19 protein-coding genes and 1 pseudogene are annotated in these 26,566 nt (G+C 35.7%); 9 read left to right on the forward strand and 11 right to left on the reverse strand.

All coding sequences use genetic code 11. The features are described 5' to 3' along the window. The first annotated feature begins 141 nt into the window (after positions 1-141). Positions 142-1,179, forward strand: coding sequence for a PTS sugar transporter subunit IIC (locus HF876_RS05420; RefSeq protein WP_169359051.1), 1,038 nt, complete (start codon positions 142-144; stop codon positions 1,177-1,179). A 268-nt stretch (positions 1,180-1,447) separates the two neighbouring features. Further along, a pseudogene (locus HF876_RS05425) lies at positions 1,448-1,618 on the forward strand (transposase); the annotation flags it as partial. Between the two features lie 339 nt (positions 1,619-1,957). Here the strand turns inward: HF876_RS05425 and HF876_RS05430 are convergent. The 6 genes from HF876_RS05430 to HF876_RS05455 form a co-directional block, all read right to left on the reverse strand. After that, positions 1,958-5,077: a hypothetical protein gene (locus HF876_RS05430; RefSeq protein ID WP_169359052.1), complete on the reverse strand. Its 3,120-nt coding sequence runs from the start codon at positions 5,075-5,077 to the stop codon at positions 1,958-1,960. Positions 5,078-5,082: 5 nt separating this feature from the next. Then, on the reverse strand, positions 5,083-6,504 hold the full coding sequence (locus HF876_RS05435) for a glycosyltransferase family 2 protein (RefSeq protein ID WP_169359053.1): 1,422 nt from the start codon (positions 6,502-6,504) through the stop codon (positions 5,083-5,085). Further along, complete coding sequence (locus HF876_RS05440) at positions 6,504-7,553, reverse strand: HEAT repeat domain-containing protein (protein ID WP_169359054.1); 1,050 nt, start codon at positions 7,551-7,553, stop codon at positions 6,504-6,506. Before HF876_RS05440 ends, HF876_RS05435 begins: the two co-directional genes overlap by 1 nt. Then, positions 7,544-8,416: a response regulator gene (locus HF876_RS05445; protein ID WP_169359055.1), complete on the reverse strand. Its 873-nt coding sequence runs from the start codon at positions 8,414-8,416 to the stop codon at positions 7,544-7,546. The genes HF876_RS05440 and HF876_RS05445 overlap by 10 nt, the downstream gene beginning before the upstream one ends. Positions 8,417-8,743: 327 nt before the next feature. Beyond that, positions 8,744-9,598: an AraC family transcriptional regulator gene (locus tag HF876_RS05450; RefSeq protein ID WP_169359056.1), complete on the reverse strand. Its 855-nt coding sequence runs from the start codon at positions 9,596-9,598 to the stop codon at positions 8,744-8,746. A gap of 870 nt (positions 9,599-10,468) precedes the next feature. Beyond that, on the reverse strand, positions 10,469-10,966 hold the full coding sequence (locus tag HF876_RS05455; protein ID WP_169359057.1) for a flavin reductase family protein: 498 nt from the start codon (positions 10,964-10,966) through the stop codon (positions 10,469-10,471). Positions 10,967-11,102: 136 nt separating this feature from the next. Here HF876_RS05455 and HF876_RS05460 point away from each other — a divergent pair, with 136 nt between their 5' ends. Beyond that, positions 11,103-11,429 (forward strand): YflT domain-containing protein, encoded by a 327-nt coding sequence (locus HF876_RS05460; RefSeq protein WP_169359058.1) that lies wholly within the window; start codon positions 11,103-11,105, stop codon positions 11,427-11,429. A 20-nt stretch (positions 11,430-11,449) separates the two neighbouring features. Here the strand turns inward: HF876_RS05460 and HF876_RS05465 are convergent, their stop codons facing one another. Further along, the gene (locus HF876_RS05465) at positions 11,450-12,667 is read right to left on the reverse strand and encodes an MFS transporter (protein ID WP_240949652.1); all 1,218 of its coding nucleotides are present in this window, start codon (positions 12,665-12,667) and stop codon (positions 11,450-11,452) included. A 282-nt stretch (positions 12,668-12,949) separates the two neighbouring features. Between HF876_RS05465 and HF876_RS05470 the strand changes: the two genes are divergently transcribed. Further along, positions 12,950-13,972: a DNA topoisomerase gene (locus HF876_RS05470; protein ID WP_169359059.1), complete on the forward strand. Its 1,023-nt coding sequence runs from the start codon at positions 12,950-12,952 to the stop codon at positions 13,970-13,972. Positions 13,973-14,407: 435 nt separating this feature from the next. Here the strand turns inward: HF876_RS05470 and HF876_RS05475 are convergent, their stop codons facing one another. Genes HF876_RS05475 through HF876_RS05485 form a run of 3 tightly spaced genes read right to left on the reverse strand, consistent with a single transcriptional unit; the run spans position 14,408 to position 16,842 of the window. Continuing rightward, positions 14,408-15,316: an Mph(B) family macrolide 2'-phosphotransferase gene (locus HF876_RS05475; RefSeq protein WP_169359060.1), complete on the reverse strand. Its 909-nt coding sequence runs from the start codon at positions 15,314-15,316 to the stop codon at positions 14,408-14,410. A gap of 34 nt (positions 15,317-15,350) precedes the next feature. Next, complete coding sequence (mle, locus tag HF876_RS05480) at positions 15,351-16,190, reverse strand: alpha/beta fold macrolide esterase (RefSeq protein ID WP_169359061.1); 840 nt, start codon at positions 16,188-16,190, stop codon at positions 15,351-15,353. Between the two features lie 52 nt (positions 16,191-16,242). After that, a complete protein-coding gene (locus HF876_RS05485) occupies positions 16,243-16,842 on the reverse strand; it encodes a TetR/AcrR family transcriptional regulator (RefSeq protein WP_169359062.1) in 600 nt (199 codons plus the stop codon). A 575-nt stretch (positions 16,843-17,417) separates the two neighbouring features. Between HF876_RS05485 and HF876_RS05490 the strand changes: the two genes are divergently transcribed. From HF876_RS05490 to HF876_RS05510, 5 genes are read left to right on the forward strand one after another with little or no spacing between them, the layout of a single operon-like run. Further along, positions 17,418-17,969, forward strand: coding sequence for a recombinase family protein (locus HF876_RS05490; RefSeq protein ID WP_169359110.1), 552 nt, complete (start codon positions 17,418-17,420; stop codon positions 17,967-17,969). Between the two features lie 36 nt (positions 17,970-18,005). Beyond that, entirely contained in the window at positions 18,006-19,262 is a 1,257-nt protein-coding gene (locus tag HF876_RS05495) for a site-specific integrase (protein ID WP_169359063.1), read from the forward strand. Between the two features lie 28 nt (positions 19,263-19,290). Then, a complete protein-coding gene (locus HF876_RS05500) occupies positions 19,291-22,047 on the forward strand; it encodes a helix-turn-helix domain-containing protein (protein WP_169359064.1) in 2,757 nt (918 codons plus the stop codon). Further along, positions 22,025-23,677: a site-specific integrase gene (locus HF876_RS05505; protein ID WP_169359065.1), complete on the forward strand. Its 1,653-nt coding sequence runs from the start codon at positions 22,025-22,027 to the stop codon at positions 23,675-23,677. Before HF876_RS05500 ends, HF876_RS05505 begins: the two co-directional genes overlap by 23 nt. 3 nt (positions 23,678-23,680) lie before the next feature. Then, a complete protein-coding gene (locus HF876_RS05510; RefSeq protein WP_169359066.1) occupies positions 23,681-24,289 on the forward strand; it encodes a hypothetical protein in 609 nt (202 codons plus the stop codon). Positions 24,290-24,333: 44 nt separating this feature from the next. Here the strand turns inward: HF876_RS05510 and HF876_RS05515 are convergent, their stop codons facing one another. Then, complete coding sequence (locus HF876_RS05515; protein WP_169359067.1) at positions 24,334-26,508, reverse strand: DNA topoisomerase III; 2,175 nt, start codon at positions 26,506-26,508, stop codon at positions 24,334-24,336. Between the last annotated feature and the right edge of the window lie 58 nt (positions 26,509-26,566).

Below are 26,566 nucleotides of genomic sequence, written 5' to 3' on the forward strand. Positions count from 1 at the left end.
TATATATCATTTTATTATTAAAAAATAATAATAAAATGATTAACTTTTGTTATATATCACTTTAAAGTAATAAAGTGTATTGACCCTATTCTGAATAGTTTTTATAATTAACACCAATCTGTAAGGATGGAGGAAAGAGAAATGAAAGAATTTATGAGTAAACTACTTACTGGGATGAGCATTGGAATTGTTGTAGCTCTTATACCAAATGCTTTACTTGGAGAGATATTAAAACTATTAATACCACATTTTCCGTTTTTACAGCCATTATTTGATATAACCGTTTACTTAATGAGTATGCTTTCTATTTTAATCGGGATTATGGTAGGTATTACTTTTAAACTAACCCCTATTCAGACAGCTAGCGTTGGGTTAGCAGCAATGGTCGGTAGTGGGGCAGTCATGAAAACTGCTGACGGTCTTTTTGCATTGAATGGGATCGGGGTTGTTCTTAATACAGGAATTACGGCAGCTTTAGCAGTATTATTTGTGACAATGATTGGAGATAAACTAAAAGCCTATGCAATTCTTCTCATACCAACCCTTACTATTATGATTCCAGGAATGGTCGGTTATCTTATATTGCCATTCATGAAGAAGTCTACTGGTTTATTAGGCGAAGGAATTGCTTATTTGACTACCTTACAGCCGGTAGTGATGGGCGCAGTAATTGCTGTGGCATTCTGTCTAATTATTTTATCGCCTATTTCGACGGTCGGTGTTGCGACTGTTATCATGCTCTCTGGAGTCGGTTCAGGTGCAGCCAACTTAGGGATAGTGGCAACCGGGGTCGGATTGGCAATTGCAAGCTACAAAGCAAATAATTTAGGGACTGCATTAGCACATGTACTCGGTTCCCCTAAAATCCAAATGCGTAACTTTTTTATGAAGCCAAAAATTGTTTTTCCGATGGTTATTAGTGCCGCCATATTGGGAGGATTAGCAGGTGTCTTAAATATACAGGGTACTCCCATGAGTGCAGGCTTTGGCCTATCTGGTCTCGTAGGTCCACTAAATTATATTAATCTAGCCGAAGGAGGTTGGAACCTTAAGAATATCACTATTATGCTTAGTACCTTTCTTATTCTTCCGATTGCATTAAATGTAGGATTGATATACTTATTCTCACGTAAACTTAAAATGATTAAAGCCCAGGATTACAAGCTGGATTTCGAATAAGTGAGTTTGCGATGAATAAGACGCTGGTAAATAACTAGTCAGTAATTTAAAAGACGTGAAATCAATATAAGATTTCACGTCATTTAAAATAGAAGTAACGCGAGGAAGAGTTGATTTCCGCTACGAACGGACGCTTTCCGCGGGCACGGCTTCAGCCGCTTCCCTCGCTGCGCTCAGTCCAGGGTCTTCAGCTCGCGCTGTTCCCGCTGGAGTCGCCGTTCTTCGCTTCAATCAACGGAGCCTCCTGTAAAATGAATGAGGTAGGGATATGATGACGAAAAATCAAACCAATGAACTCGAACAATTAGAAATCTTGACTATTAAACAGTTGGTACCACAAGACCATCTTGTTCGTAAGTTAGATGCGGCAATTAATTTTTTCTTTATCTACCCACTGGTTGAAAACCTTTATTCGACAATAGGGAGACCTAGTATCGACACAGGTAGGACGCCCAGTCGTTGTTGCCGCTGATGAGCCTACAAGACACCAGCTATTGCGAATTTCCTTTTAGAGAATCATATCTTTCCTGCACTTCCGTACAAACGACCAATGACAAAAGAAGACTTCTTTCTTTTGCTGCCTTAAATCTTAAGAAGTTGGCCAGCTGGACCTGGAAAACGCCAAAAATGGCGTAAAACAAACAAAATCGAGAGCTGAGTTAGCTCTTTTTCCAGAATGTAAACTGTGATAATAGCAAAAGGGTTGGAAATCGTTTTTCCAACCCTTTTGTCTACACTCTGAGACGTGAAATCAATAAGGTTTCACGTCTTTACTAAATTATTTATATCGACCAAATAGATCTTGTACGATGGTATAAGACTCTTTTAAGCGCTCTTCGTATTCAGGTAAATCCCACTTATCCCAAGTATAGCTACTTAGCTTTGGTAAAACACTTGCTTCCATGGAGGGAAACGTATCCTGAAGAATGTCTTGCTCATTCAGTAACAAGGCACCTACAAATATTTCATCCACAAACTTGCTGGCCTCTATTCCGTCCTTGTATAAATCCCCCATGAACTCTTTTTGACTAGGGTCTTTGGCACGTAGTAATAGCCAAGGAATTCTAAGCTCGATTTTACCATCGGCTATGTAATAATCCGCTAGTGAATTATAATCACTAGCTTCTGGATTTCCATTTCCCCGTTTTAGCTTTCCTGCTTCATAGGATTCAAAGGGAAGCGTTGTTTTTTGTTGTGGCAAGTATAGTTCCTTATTTAAGGCATATTGCTCTTTTACAAATTTCCCGCTATCCAAAGAAGGAGTTGCTGGCTTTGGCTTTAGTAAGTTTAATACATGACCATATTGATAGGAGAAAAAGTCGTAATATTGATCGACGAGTAAACGAGATTCACTTTCCTTTAAATTTACTATAAAGTCTATCCCGTTTGTAAAAGATATATTAGGCAAGCCTTCAAACTTAGTATTTCCTTGATCCGGAACGACATCTAGAAGAATCATAGGGTATCCAGTAAATGACGTATCATAATCTAATCTTATATATAAATATCTTTCATCATGGTCTACATATAAAGATTGTATACTTCCGTCTTTCTTTTCATAGATCGGCTTCCCCTTCCATTCCTCTGTTTTTCCATCGACTCTAATCTTATGGCGATCAAAGCTCAAAAGACCAAACTGTTGCTCATTAGTTTGCGCATTGGACCAGTAAGGGCGTCTATCTGGATTATCATAGTCCACGGTATTCCACGTACGCTTAAACCATTCATCTTGCCAGGTGAAAACTAAGCCTCCTAAGAGCTTTTCTGCCATAATATCTTCAAATAGACGGCTAATTATTTTACCCTGCTCCTCTTCGGAATGAAAACCTTGATTCCAACCAAATGGATTTTTATGCGTTAGCCCCCTAGAGCCTGGCACTCCAAATTCCGCAATTAGTATTGGCATACGATGCACCTCGTGTAGCTCTTTTAAGTAAGCAGCATAGCTATTAAATTCACCACGGTGATCTACAAATTTTTGATAGGACTCCTCATAATTAAAGAAGTCAGGATAATAGGGGTAGACATGGTAGGAAGCGAATTGCTCAGTTAGCTTCATTTCATTTTTTGTGTAGATGACGTTAGGATCTACACCTACCAGATCCTCCTGTTCAGCTGGCTCTGCGGGATGCTCTAAAATATCCGTTGTCACCCAGTTGGTAAAGCTCATTGGTCTTACCCAGTTATAGCTCGCTTTTTCATACTTAACGATAGTATCCATTTGCTCTGCCAACCAATATTCAAACGGCCTTGCTCCCTTCGTCTCAAAATATGTACCGTCATACTCTCCTATGGAGCTGTGCTTTTCATTTGTATTTAGTACCATGTAAGGGTACCATTCGATGCCTAGAACCCATCCTGCGATATACTCAGACACATCAGCGTTGTAAACACCCGAAGCATGCCCTGGCCTTTCTTTGACTATTTTGTTTCCATGGATAACATCGACAATTGTCTTCATTTCCGTTTGAAAATCTTTCAAATTTTCTTCCTCAAAAGCGTCTAATGATTCCTCCAGCTTTTCTTCATTGATCCAAACGCCATGAAGAACATAAATTTTATTTTCATGTTCCTCGTTATAGCGTTTCAAGGCATTATAAAAGCCGGGAGGATGTAATGTATAAACGCGCACCATGTTAGCGCGCATCTCCCCTATTTGTTTGAACCAGCGATAATATTCTTCCTCGGTAATAGCTGCTTCACCGGGAAAATAGCCTGGTTTTCCCATACCGATGTTTACCCCTTTAATGGTTAAGGGCTTCCACTGGTCATTCTCATACACTTCAAATGTTTCGCCTTTTACTCTAGCGTTATAGCCCAAGCCATCTTCCATGTTGGTCCCCTCACTTGTATGGAAATCTTCCAATATTACCTCCATCATAGGAGCATACGTAGACCAGTAAAAAGCATTATCAGCAAATCTCTCAGCAAATTTATAGATGTTTGCTAGCCCCTTTAGCTGATAAAAAGCAGGAACCTTTGCTACATCATTGAAGTCACCTGCAAAATAATAACTAGATGAATTTGACTGTTCTCTTGCCAAAACTGCAGCAAATTCTGTTGGGATTGAATACTCCTCAAGTAAACTCTTACCCGCCTCTGTTAAATCCCATTGATAATTAGCTAAAACCTTTGTTCCCTCTTGCGGCACTACTATGTCAAACCAATATTTGTAATCCGCACTTTTCTCGAGATCAAATTTGGCTTTTCCATCCTTCGTAAAGGATACTTGAATTCCTTTTTCGCCAAAATGCTGATCACTTTCTAAAACAATGACATCATTTTTGTCGTTTACTAACACAAATCCTTCTCCGGTGTAGCTCCAATCTTCTACAGAGTCATACACCCAATTTGGAATCTCTTCATTGCTAGTTGGATCCAAATCTTCAAAATATCTTCCTGTCCAGCCAGTCCACTGGAGTCCTAAATAATTTTCCACACTCTCTCTAACTGGAGGTTCAGTAGGATAGGCAAAAGTATTAAATTCCGCGATTAACATGCTTTTGTCTCGATCATTTAATCTCTTTAGAATATTGTTCCACTCTTCTTGCTCCAGTCCGCCATAAGCTTCGCTACTACCCTCATGAACACCGTAAGTATCAGCCAAGTAAATGACATCATAATTCGAATAGTCATCAGGCAATGCCCGTATTTTTTCCTTATTATTTGGCGTAAACCCAAAGTAATCGGATGATGCATCATATGCTTCATCACCATTCGAATATTTTAGATGATTGAGTAGCCAAGTTAGTCCTAAATGCTCTCGGTAAGAATCATCTGATACTGTCTTATCAATAATGGCGATACTCACCTTTTCATTTGGTTCTAAAAACCACAGCATAATTGGTAGAAGTAAAATACAGAGGATAGCAATACAAACTAAATAAAATCGTTTCATCTCCACTATCCTTTCTGCGATAAGCCTTTACGCTGCATAGTTCCCCATACGTTTTTACCTAGTATAAAATGGAGCAGCCCTTCACATCTCCAAAATAACGTTAACGGCTTGTACCAAAAGATTTCCGAAAGGGATACAACGATTAACCTAAATACATCTCTAACTTTCGGGAATGCATTTGTACTCCATGCTTCTAATAATATGGATAACGCTGAAAAAATGGCTCCATAAACAACAAATAACAGCGCAAGAAGTATAGCAATCTCGTAATAGATATCTCCTAAAAAGAAGGCAATAACAATATAAATATATCCTCCCAATTCAATAACAGGTCCCAAGCATTCGACAATCCAGAAGTAAGGAAAAGAAATCATACCGATTCCTCCGTACTTTGGATTAAAGGTCATTTTTCTATGCTTCCATAAGCTTGTTATTAACCCCTGGTGCCATCTTCTTCTTTGCTTCCTTAACGTTGATAGGTCTTGAGGAGCCTCCGTCCAGCAAACCGGATCAGGCACAAATTCAATGCGTTTCTTTGATTTTTTTTCTTTAAGTAGGCGGTGAATTTTAACGACCAGCTCCATATCTTCTCCAATATTATGCTTGGAATATCCACCCGCCTCTATGACCCATTGCTTGGAGAAAACGCTAAAGGCTCCAGATATAATCAGTACTAAATTAAATTTACTAAGTGCAATTCTTCCCATAAGAAAAGCTCTTAAATATTCTACAACCTGCATCACAACTAAGAAGTTATTCGATAGACCAGTTTTAAATATAGATCCTAATTGAATATCTGATCCATTTGCTATTCGAATATTACCTCCCGTTGCGATAACTTCACCGTTAGATAAAATAATAGGTTTCATCACCCGAAGCAAAGAAGTCTCTTCTAGGATAGAATCTCCATCAATAGAGCAAAAGTAAGGGTATCTCGAGACATTAATGCCTGCATTCAAAGCGTCAGCCTTTCCTCCATTTTTTTTATTTACCAACAGTAAGTTGGGGTGTATAACTGATTGATAAATATCGATTATAGGCTCTGTAGACAGCTGATCTCGTATAATTTTTGTTATCTTTTTCATTTTAAATTGTTCAATTACCTTCTGCTGAGTGGCATCGGTAGACCCATCATTTACTACAATTAATTCTGTTTGTGGATATCGCAGACTTAAAAGAGAATGGATGCTATCAATCACACCTGCTTCTTCGTTGTAAGCTGGGACAATAATCGAGACGGGCTTGGAATAAATCACATCTATATAATCATCGTCTAATTCATCCTTATCGAGTTTGGATTGCTTTTTTAGCTGATGGAAAGCCATGAAAAGCATAATACTATACGTTAAAATAACGATGACCATATAAAACAATATGATTCCGGCAAAAAACAAAAGTATATAATCTAAAATATTGGCTAAGCCCATTATGGTTTAAGTCCTTTCCCTAGTGCCTCATTGGCCATATCAATTGCATACCGATCACTTGAATGCTCTATATACTCTTCTAGGCTAGTCCTGCCGCTTTTATCCCTCATCATTGTTTTGGCAGCCTGAGAGCGGACCCACCACGATTCATCCTCTAAAAGTATTTCTAAATGAGGGAGCGTATAAGAAAGTGGTAAAAGCTGAAACAATTTAGCTACCATTAGCCTTTCCTCCCAAACTGGAGATTTCACAAAAGCTAAATAATTTTCTGGATTATTAATAAATCCAATCTCATAGATCGCCCTAAGGGATTTTATTCGAATCTCAATATCCTCTTGCTGTAGTTGTACTTCTAGATGAGGCAAATACTCTATATCTCTTTTAAGCCCCAAGGTATCAATTAGGGCATAGCGGCATGTTTTAGGTAAATCTGTAATTTTATCGGTTAAGGTATCCAAAAGCTCTGCCGGAAGATTTAAAAGTAGTTTTTTATACTCATATTCTGACAGTTGAACATTACCAATCAGGATATGCTGTAAAAATAAATTCTTATTAAATAGCGAATAGATTCTCAAAAGCTGAAAGTATTCTTCTCTTGAAATCCTCTTTTTCCCGAGCTTTTCGCAATCTTTTTCAAGAGAATCAATCTTGAAATCTTCTATATGAAACATAGCATTCATTCGTTTACTCCAGCTTTTACTTTGCAGAAGATTCAAATAGAAGTCCTTTAAGTATTCATTAGAAAATTGACTAATTTTCTCTTGAATGGATTCGTTAGAGAGATTCTTTAAGTAGGTCGAAAATATTACTTCTATGCCTATTATCTCTTCTCTACTTTTAGGAATGACCTCCGGATTAAAGGGTACCCCTTCTATTAAGTAGCGACGCCAATTCTCTTCATGCTTGCTGACATAAGATGCTATTTTCGCTTTTATCTTTACTTCTTTGACTCTCTTTATAATTAAGTAAAGACCGATAGAAACGAGTAACAATGTTAATAGACAGATCAGTAGGAGGACAAATTTAATGGAAATTTGAATCATAGCCATAACCTTTCGAAAGTCCTTCTTATCTGTGCCTCAAAAAGTCTAATATTAAATGGTTTTATCAAATACTCATCTACTCCTATTTCGTAGGCATAGAGCATGTCCTCCTCCGATTTCTTCTTGGTCATCATGTACGTTATAAAGCGTTGTTCATTAGGGAGCTGTTTAACCATATGCAAAACTTCGAGTCCATTTTTTCTAGGTAAAATATCGTTCATAATGATGATATGTGTATGGCTAGAACGATACCAATTAGATTCTAAAAAATCATACCCATTAGAGAAAGCTTTTATCTCTAATTCGAACATATCAACATTCATATTTTCCATGGAAGAGCTTAGGACATTCCGAAATATTTCATTTTCCTCTAGAATACTAACCTTAATTTTTTCTATGTCTTTTTCTTTAAATTGTGATATGTATGTTACTTCAAAGGGACTTCCAGTACTAATGACCTCATCTAAAGCTCTGTTTCCAACCTCTAATAATTCCTCAAACTCTACGCGATTGTTCCCTATCTCTATAATAGTTGCCGATAGAGTCAGAGAAGAGACAATGTTAGTGTCTGCAAACAACCTATTAAGAAAGGCTTGCGCTTCCTCCTCGCCACTTTGGGATAGTATGATACACCATTTATGAGGCTCCTTAAGCTCAAAAAGAAAATCAGTTTTTCTAATTTTGCTTCCAAGATAGGATGTTAAATCCTCTTGCTGAAATCCTAACCTTTTAAAAGAAGCCGATAAAAAAACAGCAGTAATTGTCGTACGAGAGCGAACAACATTTGCTTTTAAAACGTTAAAAAAATCTTTTATTTGATTAAAGGCTTGTTTAGAGTCATACTCGCCGTTATGTATAGTTAAGCTCATTTTAATCCCCCTAACTTTTTCCATTATTTTATTTTTGTTTACAAATAATATAATTTTACCATTTATATACCCAATTTATAGAAGATTAGACAATTTAAAATTTTCAATTGAGTAATTTCTCACAAATGTTATTTAATGATTATATTTAGTAGTCCAAAAGACCTCACGAACTATACCTTTGGTACAGTTTGTGAGGTCTTTTCTATAGGCTATGTAAGAAACTAATTGAACTGTAAATTATTAGGTTGAAGAAGAAAGTATATCTTGCCTCCATTCAAAAATCCCACTAGTCGTTTTGGCGTCGACGAATGGGACCTCTATTTCAAATTATTTTAATGGAATCCAAATTTCTGAATAGCAATCTGGACTGAATGGATCATCCTCTGTATACCTTTCGAACTCTGGAGTTCCTGCATGTTGATATCCGTTAGCAGGGAACCATTCAGAGAAAATTTGTTTCCAAACTTTTGTCATTGCATCAGGCATTGGACCATGTACTTCAAAAACACCCCATTTAGAAGCTGGAAGTTCGATTACTTCAAATCCTTCTTTAACGTCACCTGCATATTCTGTAGCAATCCAATAGTCAATTTTCTCATGAGGTTTTTCTATACAAATACCGAGCATTCCTTTAATTTGTCCATTATTAATTTGTACTAGCTTGTCAGTAGTGCCATCCCCATTTAATTCATCCCACATTTTAGGAATTCCGATTAAATTTCCCTCATTCTCAAGTAAAAATTCTTTTTTTATACCTATTGCTTGAAAGCCTTCACGTTCTACGATTTGATATTTCATTGGTTCTGCCCCTTTCAATCTCACCTCTATCACGAGGCGGTTATATGATTTGATCTTGCCAATATTTTTTCTAGCGTCACTTGGTGAAACCCCATGCTGACGCCTAAAGGCTTTTGAAAAAGCCTCAGGAGTATCATAGCCGTACTTAAATGCAAGGTCGATAATCTTACTGTCTGTTCTTTTTAACTCATCTGCTGCCAAAGTCAATCTTCTCCGTCGAATATATTCACCTACTGAGGTTTCTGTTAATAATCCAAATGCTCGTTGAAAATTGTATGCTGAAGAGCTTGCTTCCTTTGCAATGTCCTCTATCGAAATTTCTTCTAATAAGTTTTCTTCGATATAGTTAATTGCTTTTTGTAATGATTCTAACCAAGTTGACATGCTATTTCCTCCTTAAGTAAATAGTAAATTTATTTCAGTTTAAATACCTGTCTTTAAATGCTAGGTTCTGTCAGAATTTATTTCTATAAATAATTTTATCTTTTAATTCACCAAAATAAAGGGGCATCCTAAAAGTTACAGGGAAGTAAAACTCTTAAGTAAGGTGAAATAAAGAATCTACTAGCTTTTCACTGGGAGGCAACGTGTGCTGTTTTAGCAGGAATCCCACAAAGATTGCAAAATGCAGCGTTCGAAATCCTTCAATCATTCGCTGGTGAGAATTCGATGGGGCGTTTAATGAGTGGAATAAAAGAATTGATAAAAAAAGATGCACTTAAAGTAAGGGGGGCTTTAGTAAAAAACAATAATAAAAGGCTATGTTAAAGGTTATGGTTGATTTAGGATGCAAAGAAATATTAAATCAGAGAGTAGAATTGATTTCCGCCCCAGCCGGACGCTTTCCGTGGGGTGAGCGATAAGCCATCACCCGTCGCTAACGCGCGCGGTTGTGATGTCTTATCTGTCTCACTCATCCCACTGGAGTCGCCGTCTGGCGCTCCAATCAATAAATGGGAACAGCTTTAGGATCGAAAAAGCGATAATCAATTTACTCGCATAAACAAAGCTGAAAAACTGTCACCAACCCACATTTACATCATCTATTTATGTTTTTAGCCATTTGAAAGTTCCTTTTTTAATTTTTACAGTAACTATAAAAAAGAATGGTTAGTCAAAATCAACCAATAACTTTAACAAAGCTTAATAAAAAAATGAGTCAGGAAAAAAATATCCTAACTCATTTTTATGTGTATTATAAAACCAACTTACCTTTAACATATCGTATTTATTTCTTCCCTAGCCATCGAATACTTATTTATAAAATTCTTTAGGAATAGCCCCGACAAAGCGACGGTGGTATAGTAAAGGATTTTTTTCCTCATTCTTTATATCCTTAACTTCTCCTATTAATATAGTATGGTCTCCAGCGTCTACTTGTTTAAATAATGTACATTCTAAAACAGAAAGACTATTTGCTAATATCGGCTGATTTAATTCGGATGCTCGCCATTCACAGCCAGAAAAACGATCTTCCACTCGGCTGGCGAACAAATTACAAAGGTCACTTTGATCCTCTGCTAATATGTTCACCACAAACTTGTCCGCTTTTAAAAATTCTTCATATAAGAACGCTTTTTTATCAATAGACCAAAGAACAAGTAATGGATCCAAAGAGACAGAGGCAAAGGAGTTAACAGTCATTCCCATCGGCTTACCTTGTTGATCTAAAGCAGTTACCACGGTTACTCCTGTCGGGTAATTTCCCATTGCAGTCTTAAAACTTTCTATTCGTTTAGATTGGTTTTCCATCCGGCAACTTCCATTCTATTTTTCTTTCATCATAACAAATACCATTTATTGTTTCACATAATACGTTTTGTATTTAGTTTAAATTTATTTAGGACGGGTAAAGTATGAAGGAGAACAAATACTGGAGGGATTTTATATGACAGTCAAATTAACTGTAGAAAATGCCGTACAGGCTAAGCAAGAAATCGAACGATTAGAAACTCAAGGGTACCATAAAGACCATATTCATATTTTTGCACATTCAAAAGATCGTGCAGACGACGTAAATGACGCATTAGATACTTCTGATGTTGGAGTGAAGGAGATGGGATTCCTTCAATCAATGAAGAATATGTTCTCTTCACGTGGAGATGAACTACGAGCTAAAATGAGCGGTGCAGGATTAACCACTCAAGAAGCAGAAGCTGCAGAAAAAGAATTAGATCAAGGTAAATTAGTAATTATTGCTCATGATCCTAAATAAGAAGTAGAAACAGCCTCTTGTTAGACAAGGGGCTGTTTTTTAGTGTTCCAATATTGTATGAGCATTACAAAAACTACATAAATCACGGGAACTACGGCTGTAAATGTAACAAGTCCACTCCATCCAAGTCGCTCCCATAGCGGTCCTAATAAGGTACTTCCCACCCCTACCCCTATATAGTAGGAAACGAGATATAGACTGGAGGCACTTCCTTTATGATGACTCGCATCTCTACTAACGGAGGACGCTGCCAAGGAATGGGCTGTAAAAAATCCTAAGCACACTACACATAAGCCAACTACAATCATCCAAACTGAACTACTGTTTGTAAGTAAAATACCCAAACTCAGCATAAAAACTCCAGATATGAGGACCTTTCTTTGTCCTATTTTTCCTGCCATCCAGCTAGCTAACGGGGAGCCAATTACCCCAAGCCCATATGCGAAAAATATATTTGAAACAGCATCAATTGAAAGTGAAAAAGGTGAATCAGTCAGATGGAATGGTATATATGTCCAAATTCCAGTAAAAGAAAGCTGAAGCACGATTCCCAATCCGAACATTAACATCAGGGAAGGATTTTTAAAATGATAAGCAAATCCATCTAGATCATCTCTAAAGCTCGCTTCCTGAGGCTGGAAATTTCTTGAGTTAGGTAAAGTAACCAATACTAATATAAAAACAAATATGCCACTAACCGCTAAAATATAAAAAGCTATCTCCCAAGAGAAATGCTCTGTTGCATAACCTGTCACGACGCGCCCTATCATTCCTCCTAAAGCATTACAGGATATATATAGGGCGGTTGCTACACTCAAAAATTTCCTATCTATTTCCTCACTTATATAGGCTAACGCTGCAGCTGGCACTCCAGCAAGTAGGAAGCCCTGGATAAATCGTAAAATAATAATCCACACAAAATTATCCGAAAGAGTCATAAGAAAAAAAGGTATCACCGAGCCAATTATAGAAAATCTAACGAAATTAGTTCTGCCAATCCGATCAGAGAAAAAACCTAAAACGATTAAACCAATTATAAGACCAACTGTTGTTAAGGACATCATCATACTAGAGTAAGAAACCTTAACGTCAAACTCCTTCGTAAACATCGGAAGTATTGGTTGAACTGAATACATAGAACCGAATATAAACATGGACGCTAAGCCCAGGCTCCCTACTATTCTCCAAAATTGAAAATCTCTAATAGAATATCCTTTAAAATTACTTGAATCACTCAATATTATCCCATTCTTTCAGGAAGCTTCAAAAATAGCTGAAGCAACAAGAACCCCAACTTTTTCTTAATCAAAACCCCTCACTACAATTCCCTCAAGTGAGCGGTCAATACTAGCTTCATATTAATTGTCATAATTATAGCAAAATTCATTAGGTTAATGTTAAAGAATATCAACAACGTCAATTAAACTTTCTCCCAACTGAAAATTTAAGATACGTTAGCCCTTTGTATTTTACTCCAATTTAATGCACAATAAATATATGAATCTTGAAGAGGTGAAAATGTGAAACCAGTCATACTCGCTGAGAAGCCAAGTCAAGCGAAGGCATATGCAGACGCTTTTTCAGTAAAACGCCATGAAGGCTATATTGAAATTCTCCCCTCACCTATCTTTCCCGAAGGAGCTTTTATTACTTGGGGAATTGGGCATCTAGTAGAATTGAAGGAACCTAAAGCATACGATCCTAAGTGGAATAGATGGTCACTCGCTAGCCTTCCGATATTACCTGAACGCTATGAATTTCAAGTAGCTAAAGGAAAAGCAAAGCAATTTACGATAGTGAAAAAACTCATCAAATCTACCGATACAGTCATTAATGCATGCGATGTTGACCGCGAAGGCTCTAATATCTTTTATAGTATTTATAACCAAACAGGCGCTAGAGGGAAAACGATTAAACGTTTATGGATTAACTCACTAGAAGTAGATGAAGTTCGTAAAGGCTTTACTAACCTGCAGAACAATCAAAAGGACTTACTCATGTATGAAGAGGCAAAAGCTAGACAAATCAGTGATTGGCTTGTTGGTATGAATGCTTCTCGCCTATACTCCCTTTTATTAAAGGAACAAGGCATACAAGACGTATTTCCCATAGGACGCGTTCAATCCCCTACACTATATTTGATTTATCAGCGTCATATGGAAATCGAGAACTTTGTTTCAGAGCCCTTTTATGAAATAGAAGCATTATTTACTGCAGAGCATGGAAGCTATAAGGGAAAAGCAAAAGCAAAAGAGCCTAAAAGGGAAATTATTCGAGCGCTTTTAGCTAAGCATGATATTCAGCCTAATTCGCCAGGTGTGATTACCTCTGTAGTAAAACAGGACAAGAGAATTCCACCGCCACAGCTACATTCATTATCGACATTACAGGCTACAGCTAATAGATTGTGGAAAATCAGTCCAGCAGATGTGTTAAAAACGATGCAGGGACTATATGAAAAAAAGTTAGTCACTTATCCTCGGACTTTATCTAAAAAATATTACATGGACATAACTGAATGCTATACGAAGGTAACGAACTAAGGTATAAAAAAGGATGGGCATTATTCTCTGCTGGGCATAATGGAATAATATACAAATTCTGTTATGAAGGTAAGCAAGTTAGAAATCCTTGAATATAAAGGATTTTACAGTACGAGATTTTACCAACAAAAGCAAAAAACATACGCTAAGCAAATTTCGACATAAAGAAAGCCGAGTTTTCCTACGCTAAGGATGTCAATTTAGGAGTTATTTTGCATCTGTTTTAAGTACTATTTTGCACTATAAGTAAATATAAAAACCCCAATTTCTCAACATTAAATTGAAAAAAGGGGATTTTAGTTATCCTAAAAAGCACGAGGTACTTTAAGTACAATCCTTCACAATATCTTTTTACTACTTATGCATAAAAACCGATTTTATACTTTTGAGAAAACAGAGGTATGAGGGAACATATCAACGAAGGCATCACACCACTTACGAACTTATCACTCCCAACGCTTCCTTTGCCATCTGTTCATATTCCTCGATGCCAGACACTAATGCAAACTCAGCGATTGAAACTGGATATGCTGCGTCAAGTTCGATAATATGCTCTTTCATCTTAGGCCAGTAATATCCACCAGCTTCTTTATAAGCAAAAATTAGGGCTTCTAACCCTTCTTCTCCAAAAGCTTTATAGTTGAAAACAAAGTCATTCGAAATATCTGTAACCTTAGCTTCAGTCCAGTCAATTAAACCAGTCACATTAGCATCTTCATCAATCATAGTATGTCCGGCATGTACATCTCCATGAATCAGTCCAGTTTTCTTAGGCCACATATCATCATCATTCATCCATGCTTGCCATCTTTTCCATAGACTCTCACCCACACCAAACTTTGCTCTTACCGCCTCCATACGCTGCTTCATTGACATTCTTGCTTCTTCTGGTGTGTGCACTACTAGGTCAAGCTTCGCGGCTTTATCACTAGGTATGCTATGAAGTCCTGCTAACACTCTACCAAGAGACTTGTGAAACGATTCTGGAATATTGTTAATATCGATTTCCCAAACATAGTTGCCTATATTATGATCTATAGTTCCTGCTGGCACACCATCTAACTTCCTGTAAGCGATTAGCTCATCTGTGTAAATAATCCAGTTTGGTGATTGAAAATATTTGGGGTACTGATTCACCAAATCTAATGCTTGTTTTTCTACCTTTGTTCTAGGCATCACATCTTCCCGCCTAGGCAATCTTAGAACCCACTCAGTTCCACTCTCATCTAGTGCAAAAACAACTTGAAAATCCATCCCGGATTCATTAAACTGCATTGTTTCTTCCTTAAGAATAAGATTATGTTTTTTAGTTATTTCAATAACGTGTTTAGTATTTTTAGTCATTAAAATCACTCCTGTCTCAATTTTTATCTATCAATTAGGAACTTACTGCATGCTTAGATATAGCATTAATAATTTCTTCCCAATCATTATAGTGTAGCTCATGCCCAGCACCATCTAGGGTAACTAATACAGCATTTGGTATAATTTTAGAAAGATAAGCTCCATGCTCATACGGTACAACAGGATCCTTTGTCCCGTGAATAACTTGAGTAGGAACATTAATTTCATGGGTTCTGGATAAATATGACCCCCAGCCTTTTACGTATTGATGGTTTTCCATACTCTGCAATTTAGTAGTTCTTTTAAAATCCTCCCCAGCTAATTTCCTTATTTTCTCTTCATTAAATGGATGCTTAGGTCCAGCAAGAACTTTACTCCTATCGATAACATACTCGATCACTTTCTCTTTATCTTGCCAGTTGTCGATGCTAATCTTCTCAAAAGCTTCTGTTACTTTTCTATTCTTCTTAGGAAGACTAGTATCATAATTCGATGTCATAACTAGTGAAATAGTAAGTACACTACTAGGGTGTTTAAGAGCCACTATCTGCGTAATAATTCCTCCCATAGACATACCAACTATGTGAGCCTTATCAACCTTATAGGCATCTAGTACCTGAATTGCATCATCAGCCAAATCCTCAAAGGTATATTGTGGATGACCATATTCGTAAGTAATTGATTTACCTACATCTCTATTGTCATAGCGTATAACATGAAATCCTTGATTGCTTAGTCTATTACAAAACTCTTCCTCCCACCAGATCATTGATGCAGTAGCCCCCATAATTAACAAGATAGTTGGATTTCTAATATCTCCAAAACTCTCAGTACAGATATGAACATTATTAAAACGAATTATTTTTTCTGTCATGAATTATCACCTCTTTACTACTTTCATCTGATATTACATTACCTAGACCAAATTAAGGCCGAGTAATTCGATTAGCAATAGCTTCGAATAATAACTCTCTAATCCTTTCATAATTGTATTGCTGTAACTCTTCCTTTTGAGAACCTATTAACCAAGCTGATCTTAAAACGCCAGCTATAACGCCTGGGTCTTCATCGATAATCTCCTTAGAGTCTTGGCGTGCCCTGATAAAGTCCGTAAGGGGGACGATGCTTCTAAGATTCTCTGAGCCAACATACTCAGGATTTAGCTTTCTAGATACGAGCTTGTACTCCTCAAGGTCGTAAACTAACCTTTGAGTTAAAATCTTATCTTCTAGTTCCAAAGACATCTCATTTAAGTATATCTTTATTGCTAATCGTATATCCTCAGCAGCTATAACCTTTGGCCATACCTGCTTTTCAATTTGCTCTCCCTCATGTGCTAACAATTCCATATATAGCATTTCTTTTGATTCGAAAAATGCATAAAAAGTACTCTTTGCAATGCCAACGGATGAAGTTATATCCTCAAGAGAAGTACTCTTTAAACCCTTTTCAATGAAAAAACGATATGCTACTTCAAGTAATTTCTTTTTAATCCTTTCTTTTTCTAGTTGAGTGAATTTAGCCATCGCCCTGAATCTCCTTTTGTAAAAACATAAAAACAAATATTTCATTTGTTTTTATGTTAGCATGTTGTGCTTTGTAAATCAAGTCCACTTAGTTTAGTATCTGTACGCAGATTGTGCAGGAATCAACGCCTTATGATTGTTATCCATATTGTTTACTCAACCACGTATCCACTTATAATCATTCAAAATCCTAATTATATTTTTACAAAGCAGTATATCCATTCTAATCATTATAAAATTTTTTAACGTTATTATAACTGTAACCGTTGCTAAACCATCGCCTGTTTCCTCTCATTTTGATAAAAAACTGGTTTGTTCACAAATAACAGCTCTCTTGCCCGATTCTGGGATAACATGATAAACATTATTAAAATATACTTACTTAGGGTATATGTCTACCATATGTGTTCCAAAACCCGTCCTTTTCTGAACACGCTTCTTTTTAATTCATAAGGGGCGTTTTTCACCGTTTAGAATGTAACAAAACTCCGTTCATTAATCTATGTTCATTAACCATGTATTTAATACCTTATGTTACAATGAAACAGAGGAAAAATGAGGAAAGAGTGATTTTGGTGTTAATTGGATATGCACGTGTGTCAACAGGGTTACAAAATTTGGATTTACAAACAGATGCGTTAACGCAACATGGATGTATGAAAACTTTTCACGATAAAATGAGTGGGGCAAAAAAACAACGTCCCGGTTTAGAGGAAGCACTTCAGTATGCACGTGAGGGAGATACAATTGTCGTTTGGCGATTAGATCGCCTTGGGCGCAACATGCAGGACTTAATACAAATTGTAAATACTTTGAACGAACGGGGCGTGGGATTTCACAGTTTACAAGAAAACCTGACCATGGACAAAAGCAATGCAACGGGGCAATTAATGTTTCACCTGTTCGCAGCATTTGCGGAATTTGAACGTAATTTGATTGAGGAGCGCTCGGCTGCGGGACGAGCAGCTGCAAGAGCGTGTGGTCGTCTTGGTGGTCGACCCGAGAAGTTTGGAAAGAAAGATATTGAAATGATGAAAGCACTGATTGAGAGCGGTACACCGATTAAGGATGTTGCAGAAAAGTGGGGCGTGTCTCGAACGACAATATATCGTTATTTAGAAAAATAGTAAATCGGAATTTTGATTTTCAAGGGTGGTTTATTGATGGAACAAAATAAAAATGTTCTATATGTAAAGAACTTTAAAAAGAAATATAAGTTTGTAGTACGCTCCATATGGGGGCAATACGCAGCTAATTCAGATGGATCACCAATTTCTAAACAATATGTGGTTCTTAAGATTCAAGATATTGAAACAAAATCCGAAGTAATTCATCCAATTACAGACTTTATCCTATCAAATTGGAAACACCTTTCCTTTAATACGATGAAAGCATCAGCTTTTACAGTGGCCATGTTTTTAAATTTCCTTATAGAAAATAAACAGTATTATGATTTGAAAAAATTAAGTCAGTTGGAACTTTTTCATGGGACTGCATTTTTAAATGAACTGACGTATAACAAAACGCCCAAGAAAACAGTAAAAAAACACGAAAGAATACTAATAAGACTTTTTAAATTTTTATCTGAAAAGGAAATAATAGATAAAAATAAATGTGAATTTAGAGAAAAGGTTGTAGCCAACCATTCAAATGCAGAAGTAGTAATGAAATCTCCATTTAAAGACGTTGAATACTACAACAATAGTTTAAGTTACTCAATCCATCAGTTACCCGATGAATATATTTTAAAGTTTTTGGAAGTAGCTTATCAATTAAACAGTTGCATAGCTTTAGGAATTTACATGCAATTCTTTGGGGGTTTAAGAACGGGGGAAGTTTGCAATTTGAGGATAAAAGATGTCCAATTGCTTGGTTCATATGGGGAGGATGGTTTTATTTTAAATTTAAGTGAGGATCGACATCTAAGGGATGACCTTAATAATACAGCAGGATCTGATTATATAAAAAGTAAGAGATGGCAAATTGTTTTTGGTTTTAAAAACTGGTCAAGACTATTTTTTGAAAAGCATATGACAAGCCACCCTACAAAGCATGTTTCCGGTGATTCCCCCTTGTTTATTAATAGGGATGGATTAGGATTAACCGGTTCGAGTTATTATTACCATTTCAATAGAATAAGAGCAGCGTTTTTGAAAACATTGAGAGAGTCAACTAATACAAAAGATAGATTAAATGCTATTACGCTGGAAGGTAGCAAATGGTCCTCACATCTCGGCCGAGGGATTTTTTCTAATTTATTGGCAGAGGAAGCCGATAATTTATATGACGTTAGTTTTCCAAGGGGCGATAAAAGTTTTAGTTCAGTCAAGCCATATTTAGCAAACACAAGCCGAATAAAAAAGAAAATCGAAAATAAATTGTCTGAAATTTATGAAAGTAACCAACCCTTTTTGGATTAGGTAACTTAATAAAATGAGGTGAACAAATTTGGAAAAAGAGAAGCAGAATGACGAACATTTAAATGTTCGTCAGACAGCAGAGCGTTTAGGAGTCAGTGCCAGTACTGTAATAAAATTGATAAGAAACGGAAGAATACCGAATGCATTTATTTTTTCAAGACGTTCAGGATATAGTATACCTTTATCAGATATTGTACTAATAGAACAGCAAATTAAAAAGGATGAAAAACAAAATGAAGACTATCTCTCTGTGTCGGAGATGGCCCTCATGCTTAATTGTAGTGATTCAAATATAAGATATGCAATTAGAAATGGAAAGATAAAAAAATATAGACTTCATAATAAAATGTATTTGGTGCATATAAGTGACTTTGATGAGTACATTCATGAATACCTGAAAAAGAACCCGGATTGTTTAAATTTACAAGAAACCGCAAATCGCTTGAATGTTTCTAAGGCTACTATAGGAAATTATGTAAAGGATAATGTATTTCCAAATGTTTTCATAAGAAACCAAACTGAAGGGTTCTTAATACCTTTATCAGACATAGAAAGCTTCGAGTATACGATTAAAATTCCTGATGGCTTTATAGCAGTTAAAGAAATCGCAAAAATTTTAGATTGCCACCCGGAATCAGTTCGGGAACTAATAAGAAACGGCAAATTTAAAAATGTAAAGAGCCATTTGGGGAAAAGTTATATTGTATCGACCGATGAGGTTGAAAAATATTATGAATATAAAATAGATCAGATAAAGGATTATCTAAACATTACTAATGCGGCAGAATTTCTGTCGTGTGATAAAGATACAATCCGAAGTTATTTAAAAAAGGGAGTCCTTAAAAATTACCTATATCGAGAAAAAAGAGAGGGTTATTTAATACACAAGGATGATTTATTAAGATTAAAAGAAACGTTAATCATGCCAAACGGTTTTATGAAACCTGAAGAGGCTGCAAAAAAGTTAGGCATTGGTGTAGGACAGGTATTGAATTTAGCCCGAAATAAATTTGTGAACTCTTATAAAATCAAAAAAAATAACGGAGCGGAAACTTGGATTGTGTCTGAAGAAGATGTCTTCATGTATAAAAAAGTGAAGGAGCAAAGATTCACTCCTGAAAATCCCGGTGAATATACCACTTTGGACGCAGTAAATAAATTTAAATTTGAAACGAAAGATCTTATTGTTCAAGTACCGGAATCAATGGGTAAAACATATGAGTTGTTTTCAAGCTACGCTAAAAGTAAATTATCAAATAGTAATGCCAGAGCAGAGACTTTAAAGAAAAAAGTTGCCTACTATATTAAAACCCTAGAAATAATACTACAAATACTCGATAAAAACATATATGATTTAACGGATGATGAAGTCGAGGATATTTTAAATGATCCTAACATTGTAGAGTATGTAAAACAGTATTTTATTGGCTTTACGCAATTTTGCTCAGAAAATGTGGAGGGTTGCAAATTTAAAAATGACTATAAAACTAGCAGAGAAAATACCACTGAAACTGAAATTTATTCTTTACATACTTTTAAAGACTATTTTGAGCATGTTAAAGACATTGACTCCCATCTTGTCCATGCGATCAAGCTTAAGACATATGCACAAACCTGGTTGTACTTAATTATGCACTTAATGAACGCTTGGAGAAGTGGAGATATCATCTATGGCCTTCCAAAAATTGATTTTGATGAATTGGATATAAAAGATTTTACATATTTCACGAATCATAAACTAACCAGAGAGCAATCCCAACTTATTATAAATCAGGTTCATATAAAAGTAGGAAAAATAAAATTTTCTAAAACCGGAGCACTTGGACAATTTTTATGTATTGATAGTTTGGCAATCCCTTTTGCGACTGCTATCTCGATAGTGGAACTCCATCGAAGAAAAAGAGATGACCGATTATTGTTATCATCCATCAATTCAAATGGTGTTAACAAAAAGTTCTTCCAAAAAAATCGCTCTTTGGAGAACTTTGATAGTTTAAAAATGAACCGAACGCTTATAACCTATTTTTTTCATTATGTCTCCAAATCTGAAGGGGATGCCCATTTGTCTTATGAGGCCTCTCAAATATTACGAAGTCATATAAACGAAGACACAACTATGGTATATATTAAATTCTCAAATTCTGAGGGTTCACTAGATGAAATATCGTTTAATATATGTGAACGTGGTCATTTCGGATGGGTCTTTAATTGTATGATTAATCTATTTTTTGATCAAGAACACCAAACAATCCAAGAAAGAACTAAAATGATCCAAGCTTTTCAAGAAAATTACACTGTTCCAGCAATAGAGACCTATGCATCTTTTCTATTAGCTGAACGAAATCAAAAAGAGTCTTTAGCGTTAAGGATAGCGAAAATGTCAAAAGAAGAGTTGAAAGACGTGATCACTATGATTTTTCGCGGAGAAATGCCTGCTAAAACGGAATTGGCACAATGTCTTTCGCATCCTAATTGTCCATACCCTACAAGAAAAACTTGTATAGGTTGCGAGTACCTTGTACCCACCGAATATTTGCTTATATCAGCCACTGAACAAATTAAAACGACTATGTTAAATCTATACAACTCCAAAACGGCAAGGATAAGAGAAAGGGAATTGCATTTCTTAAAAAATCTATTTCTTTTGATTAACCAGGCAATTGTTGAAAAAGGGAATGAGTATGTGGATACGTTTATTGATCGTAAGCAACTAAAAGAGCTATTTTTAGCATTAACTGAATATAAGGGGAGGGAAATAGTTATTGATACTCCAAAAAAAAATTAGTGGTATTGGAAGTTCATTAAACGTTAGTATTACAGAGGCACATTCATTTGATAAGAACGATTTATCCAAATACAAGAAAATATTTAACGAGTACAAATTAAAGAAAGTAATTGAAGCAAGTTCATTTGAAGATATGGATTGGGCCATAGTTGACTCTATTGGAAATAAACGGAATCTATATTTTGATTTGGATATGTACCCAGATTTAAATAGCGCTTTGAAATGTTTTATTATAATCCAAATTTCCTCTAACTTTACAATTCAGCATATAGCGTTCGTTCAATCAATCGCACGGAAGGCGATTATTTTAACCGAAGGATTTAAAGAGGACAAAGTAGATGAACTGGAGGAATATGCACAAAAGTTAGGATATTCCACTCGGTTTAGAATGATTATCTACACCAATAAATTTCTTCAATTTATAGAACACCGATACAAAAGTAAATATGATGTAAAGATATCTTCTTTACAAGAAATGTATAACAAGAATCGGGACTTACCTAATTATGAAGCAATCGTAGATTTTCATTATTTTATGGAAGAATTCGAAAGAAACAGTACATCTTTTGAAAAGGAAAAATTCTTTCCCATTATTTTATGGTGGAAAATTACGGGATTGATTCCTATGAGACCAAAAGAATTTTGTTTTTTGGATTACGATTGTACACTTAAAAGAGACAGTAAATATTTCTTAAAAATTCCCAGATCAAAAAAGAAGGCACAGTCCTATAGCGAGTTGAATGTTGAAAATACGATTAGGATAAATAAGGAGATTTATGAAAGTATAGAGGAATATAAGGATACTATTCCAGTAAACCTGAAAGGAAAATTTTTATTTTCTTACGAAATTCAATCAAGGTTTTTAACCTCCAAAAGATCCTACAAACGAAGGAAGGATGTTTTCCCTCCAGATATACTTCGTTCTCTGTTATCGTCTTTTTACAAGGAAATTGCGGGCTGGAAAACAAAGGACTTCATCAAAATTATAGACAATAACAAAGAAGTTAGAAACTACATAACCCCCGGGGATACAAGACACTTTTCTATGTGCAATTTAATGCTTCAGGGAATTAATCCCCTATCAATTGCAAAAATGGCCGGACATGTTCGATTAGGAACACAAAGGAACTATTGGGGGCATATAGAATATTTTGTTGAATCCTTTGTTTATATTCTAACATCCAAGTACAGGGTGAATCGTTTGGAAAAAGAACTAAGCGAGGGTATTTTTGGTGTAATGGATAAAGTAGATGAATCAAAAATCTTTTCCCCTCAGGATTTCGAGTTTGTTCAAGAGGTTGAACATGGCTTTTGTAGAAATGCTATCTTTCCGGAAAATTGTCCTGGAGAATGCAGATATTGTGAACATTATTTTTTTCACCCTCAGGATTTCGAGGAAGGGATTAAATGGTTGCAAGACGGGTCTGATTTGTTAGAACAGCAGCTAACCGTTGAATTGCGCAGCTTATTAGACCTTTATAAAAACATGAAATTTAATTTAAATACAGAAAGCTATTCTATTATCGATCAGGAAAGTGCCCTGAGTAAAGCCAACTTATTGAACCGTTTGATAAAACAAAAAGCAATGTTAGATTCTCTTATACCTGAAACAAAAGGGGTGAAATTGTAAATTATGAGCCAAAGAAAACCTGGTAAACCAGAGGATTACAGTGAAAAACAACTAAAAGAACTTTTATCCGTATATAGGAAAAAACATCAAGGGGTAATATCATTTTCTGGATTAGAAAAAGCAACTGGTATTAGCCGTAAAACATGGAAAAGACGGATGGGAGAAGTTATTGAAGAGCTGAATCAAATAGTTACCCTACAGAACGCTAGGATTGGTGATGACGAGTTACCATTACCAAATATAGATTTAATTTTTGATAAGTTTTCCAGTAACCCAAAAGGATTACGAGATGCTCTCTTTCATTTGAACGAAGTTATATTGAAAACTTATGAAGAAAATATTAAATTGCAAGAAACTGTTGACGAAAAGAATAAGGTGGAAAAAGAGCTAAACATCAAAGTTAAAAAACTAGAAAAAGAAAAAAGTAAACTTTCAAATGAGGTTGCTTATTATGAAAAAGTGATGATAGAAAGCATGAATCCTAGTATGCGAAAAAGGATTGGGATAAAAAGTAATTTGATAGAAATTAATAAACATAATCAAGAATCGGCAGCATCTTTAGAAATAGAAGAGGAATTCCCAGAACTATTTGGTGACTTGGATAAAGAGTAACTTCTGTGTGGCGGTTGATCTTAATACCTGCCACACAGAAATTTTTACCTGTTAAATTTAAATTCTATTTTGTTCTCCTTTTCATTCCAGAGAAGGACCGCATCAAAACCTTTTTCACCTTTTTTAAAACCTTTAATTAAATTAGATTCTCCAGCTTTTAAAAGCTTTTTCATGTTTGCCTGTGAAATGGTTTTACCGAGTATTTTTTTTGAAATAGAAAACTTACAGTTAGAAACTTTATAGTTTGTACATCCATAGAACTTTCCAAAGTCCAGTATATTACCACTACACATTCTACATTTTCCAAGTACTGTTTTCTCGTTCTTGTTATACCTTTTATTTTGGGGATTAGAACCAATCTTCTCAATTTGGATATTCTCGAAAGACCAATGAACTTTTTGCTCTTTGGCATCTACCATTAACTTTTGCGATAATTTTTTTACCTGTTCTAGAAAGTTTATTGGTGAAGCTTTCCCTTCACCAATTTCCGATAGTCTTTGTTCCCATTTACCTGTCATACCTGGAGAGGCTAGAATACTTTCACCTAACGCTTCTATCAGTAGTAATCCTTTAGGGTTTGCAAATACTTGGTTTTTACTGACTTCAATATAATTTCGGTCCTTTAAAAGGTTAATAATACCGGCCCTGGTTGCCTCTGTTCCTAGTCCTTCAGTTTTAGCTAAAACTTTTTCTAACTCTGTATCATCCAAATGCTTTCCAGCTGTTTTCATTAAGGTAATTAAATTTCCTTCTGTGTATCTTTTAGGTGGCTGAGTTTCACCTTTTTTAAGATCGACCTTAGTTACCTGCCCCAATTCCCCCTCCTGTAAGCTAGGAAGGTTTTGCCCTTCGTCTGAATCTGAATTTTCCTTGGAATAATAAATGACTTTCCTCCAGCCTTCCTCAATTTGTTCTTTCCCTTTCGTAATGAACTCTGCCCGGTTGTCAACCAAGGAATGTATCGTTGTGTAATTAAAGATCGCATTGTTATAATGGGCAGCAATTACTTGCCGTACAATAAGATCATATATCTTTCCCTCGTCCGAGGTTAATTTTGAAACATCAGGTATTTGTTCAGTTGGAATGATGGCATGGTGATCCGTTACTTTTTTTTCATTTACATACCTTTTGTTATGAATAATTGAATCACAAGGAGGGGGCAAAAGATCCTCATATTGCTTAATTCTACTTAAATGATTTAAAATACTGGGAAGTCCTTTAGCTTCCTCGTTCGTTAAAAATTGCGAATCTGAACGTGGGTAAGAAACCACCCCTTTCAGATAAAGTTTTTGCAATACGTCTAGTGTTTTCTGTGGCGAGAACTTCAACGTTTTATTTGCGGTTGCTTGAAGAGCTGAAAGGTTAAACAGTAATGGTGGCTGATACTCTTTTCTTTCTTTTTTTATGTTCGTAATTCTTACATCTTTATTTTTACAAAAATGAGCAATGGCTATTCCCTGCTTCTCCTCTAAAACTCTTGTCACATTGTTCTTGTGCCATTTACCTGTTATTGTTTTACCGTTGAAGTTAAAATTTGCTTCCACTTCCCAAAAGGGTTCTGATTTAAAATTTGCAATTTCATGCTCTCTTTTGACAATTAATGCAAGAGTCGGGGTCTGAACCCGTCCAACAGAAAAGACATCTTTTAACCCTTTTTCTTTTAGTAGAATGGTATATATTCTCGATGAATTAATTCCTATTAACCAATCTGCACAAGACCGGCTTAATGCTTCATAATAGATGCTACGTGTTTCTTCTTCTGTAAGTAAATTAGAAAATCCTTTCTTTACCGCACCTTCCGTTAAGGAAGATATCCAAAGACGTTTCATAGGTTTATTTACACCACAAACCTTTATTATGTTACGAATGATTAACTCACCTTCTCGCCCTGCATCTCCACCAATGATAATTTCCTTAATATCTGTTCGCTTCAATAGATTCTTAATGATATTAAACTGTTTAATCTTTGTTTTTGTTACCTTATATTCAAATCTATCCGGAATGATTGGTAATGTATCTAAAGACCATTTTTTCCAAGTTGGGTTATATTCTTCCGGAGGTTTTAATTCACAAAGGTGCCCTATCGCCCAAGTGATTAACGCCCCATTTGGAAAATGAGAATTAGGTTTGACTTCAAAATAACCTGTCTTTTTTATAAAGGAAAAGGGAGCTGCCAACTTAGCTGCCTGATCTGGTTTTTCTGCAATTACTATTTTCATTATTTGTTCCCCTCTATTAATACTAATATACTGGCACAATAAGTTATAGTTTGTGGTA

This window comes from Psychrobacillus sp. BL-248-WT-3 (assembly GCF_012843435.1).
Lineage (GTDB): Bacteria > Bacillota > Bacilli > Bacillales_A > Planococcaceae > Psychrobacillus.

Bases quoted from the DNA above. Each gene is read 5' to 3' on its own strand.
- HF876_RS05420 (WP_169359051.1), top strand. From the start codon at position 142: ATGAAAGAATTTATGAGTAAACTACTTACTGGGATGAGCATTGGAATT.
- HF876_RS05430 (WP_169359052.1), bottom strand. From the start codon at position 5,077: ATGAAACGATTTTATTTAGTTTGTATTGCTATCCTCTGTATTTTACTT.
- HF876_RS05435 (WP_169359053.1), bottom strand. From the start codon at position 6,504: ATGGGCTTAGCCAATATTTTAGATTATATACTTTTGTTTTTTGCCGGA.
- HF876_RS05440 (WP_169359054.1), bottom strand. From the start codon at position 7,553: ATGGCTATGATTCAAATTTCCATTAAATTTGTCCTCCTACTGATCTGT.
- HF876_RS05445 (WP_169359055.1), bottom strand. From the start codon at position 8,416: ATGAGCTTAACTATACATAACGGCGAGTATGACTCTAAACAAGCCTTT.
- HF876_RS05450 (WP_169359056.1), bottom strand. From the start codon at position 9,598: ATGTCAACTTGGTTAGAATCATTACAAAAAGCAATTAACTATATCGAA.
- HF876_RS05455 (WP_169359057.1), bottom strand. From the start codon at position 10,966: ATGGAAAACCAATCTAAACGAATAGAAAGTTTTAAGACTGCAATGGGA.
- HF876_RS05460 (WP_169359058.1), top strand. From the start codon at position 11,103: ATGACAGTCAAATTAACTGTAGAAAATGCCGTACAGGCTAAGCAAGAA.
- HF876_RS05475 (WP_169359060.1), bottom strand. From the start codon at position 15,316: ATGACTAAAAATACTAAACACGTTATTGAAATAACTAAAAAACATAAT.
- mle (WP_169359061.1), bottom strand. From the start codon at position 16,190: ATGACAGAAAAAATAATTCGTTTTAATAATGTTCATATCTGTACTGAG.
- HF876_RS05485 (WP_169359062.1), bottom strand. From the start codon at position 16,842: ATGGCTAAATTCACTCAACTAGAAAAAGAAAGGATTAAAAAGAAATTA.
- HF876_RS05495 (WP_169359063.1), top strand. From the start codon at position 18,006: ATGGAACAAAATAAAAATGTTCTATATGTAAAGAACTTTAAAAAGAAA.
- HF876_RS05510 (WP_169359066.1), top strand. From the start codon at position 23,681: ATGAGCCAAAGAAAACCTGGTAAACCAGAGGATTACAGTGAAAAACAA.
- HF876_RS05515 (WP_169359067.1), bottom strand. From the start codon at position 26,508: ATGAAAATAGTAATTGCAGAAAAACCAGATCAGGCAGCTAAGTTGGCA.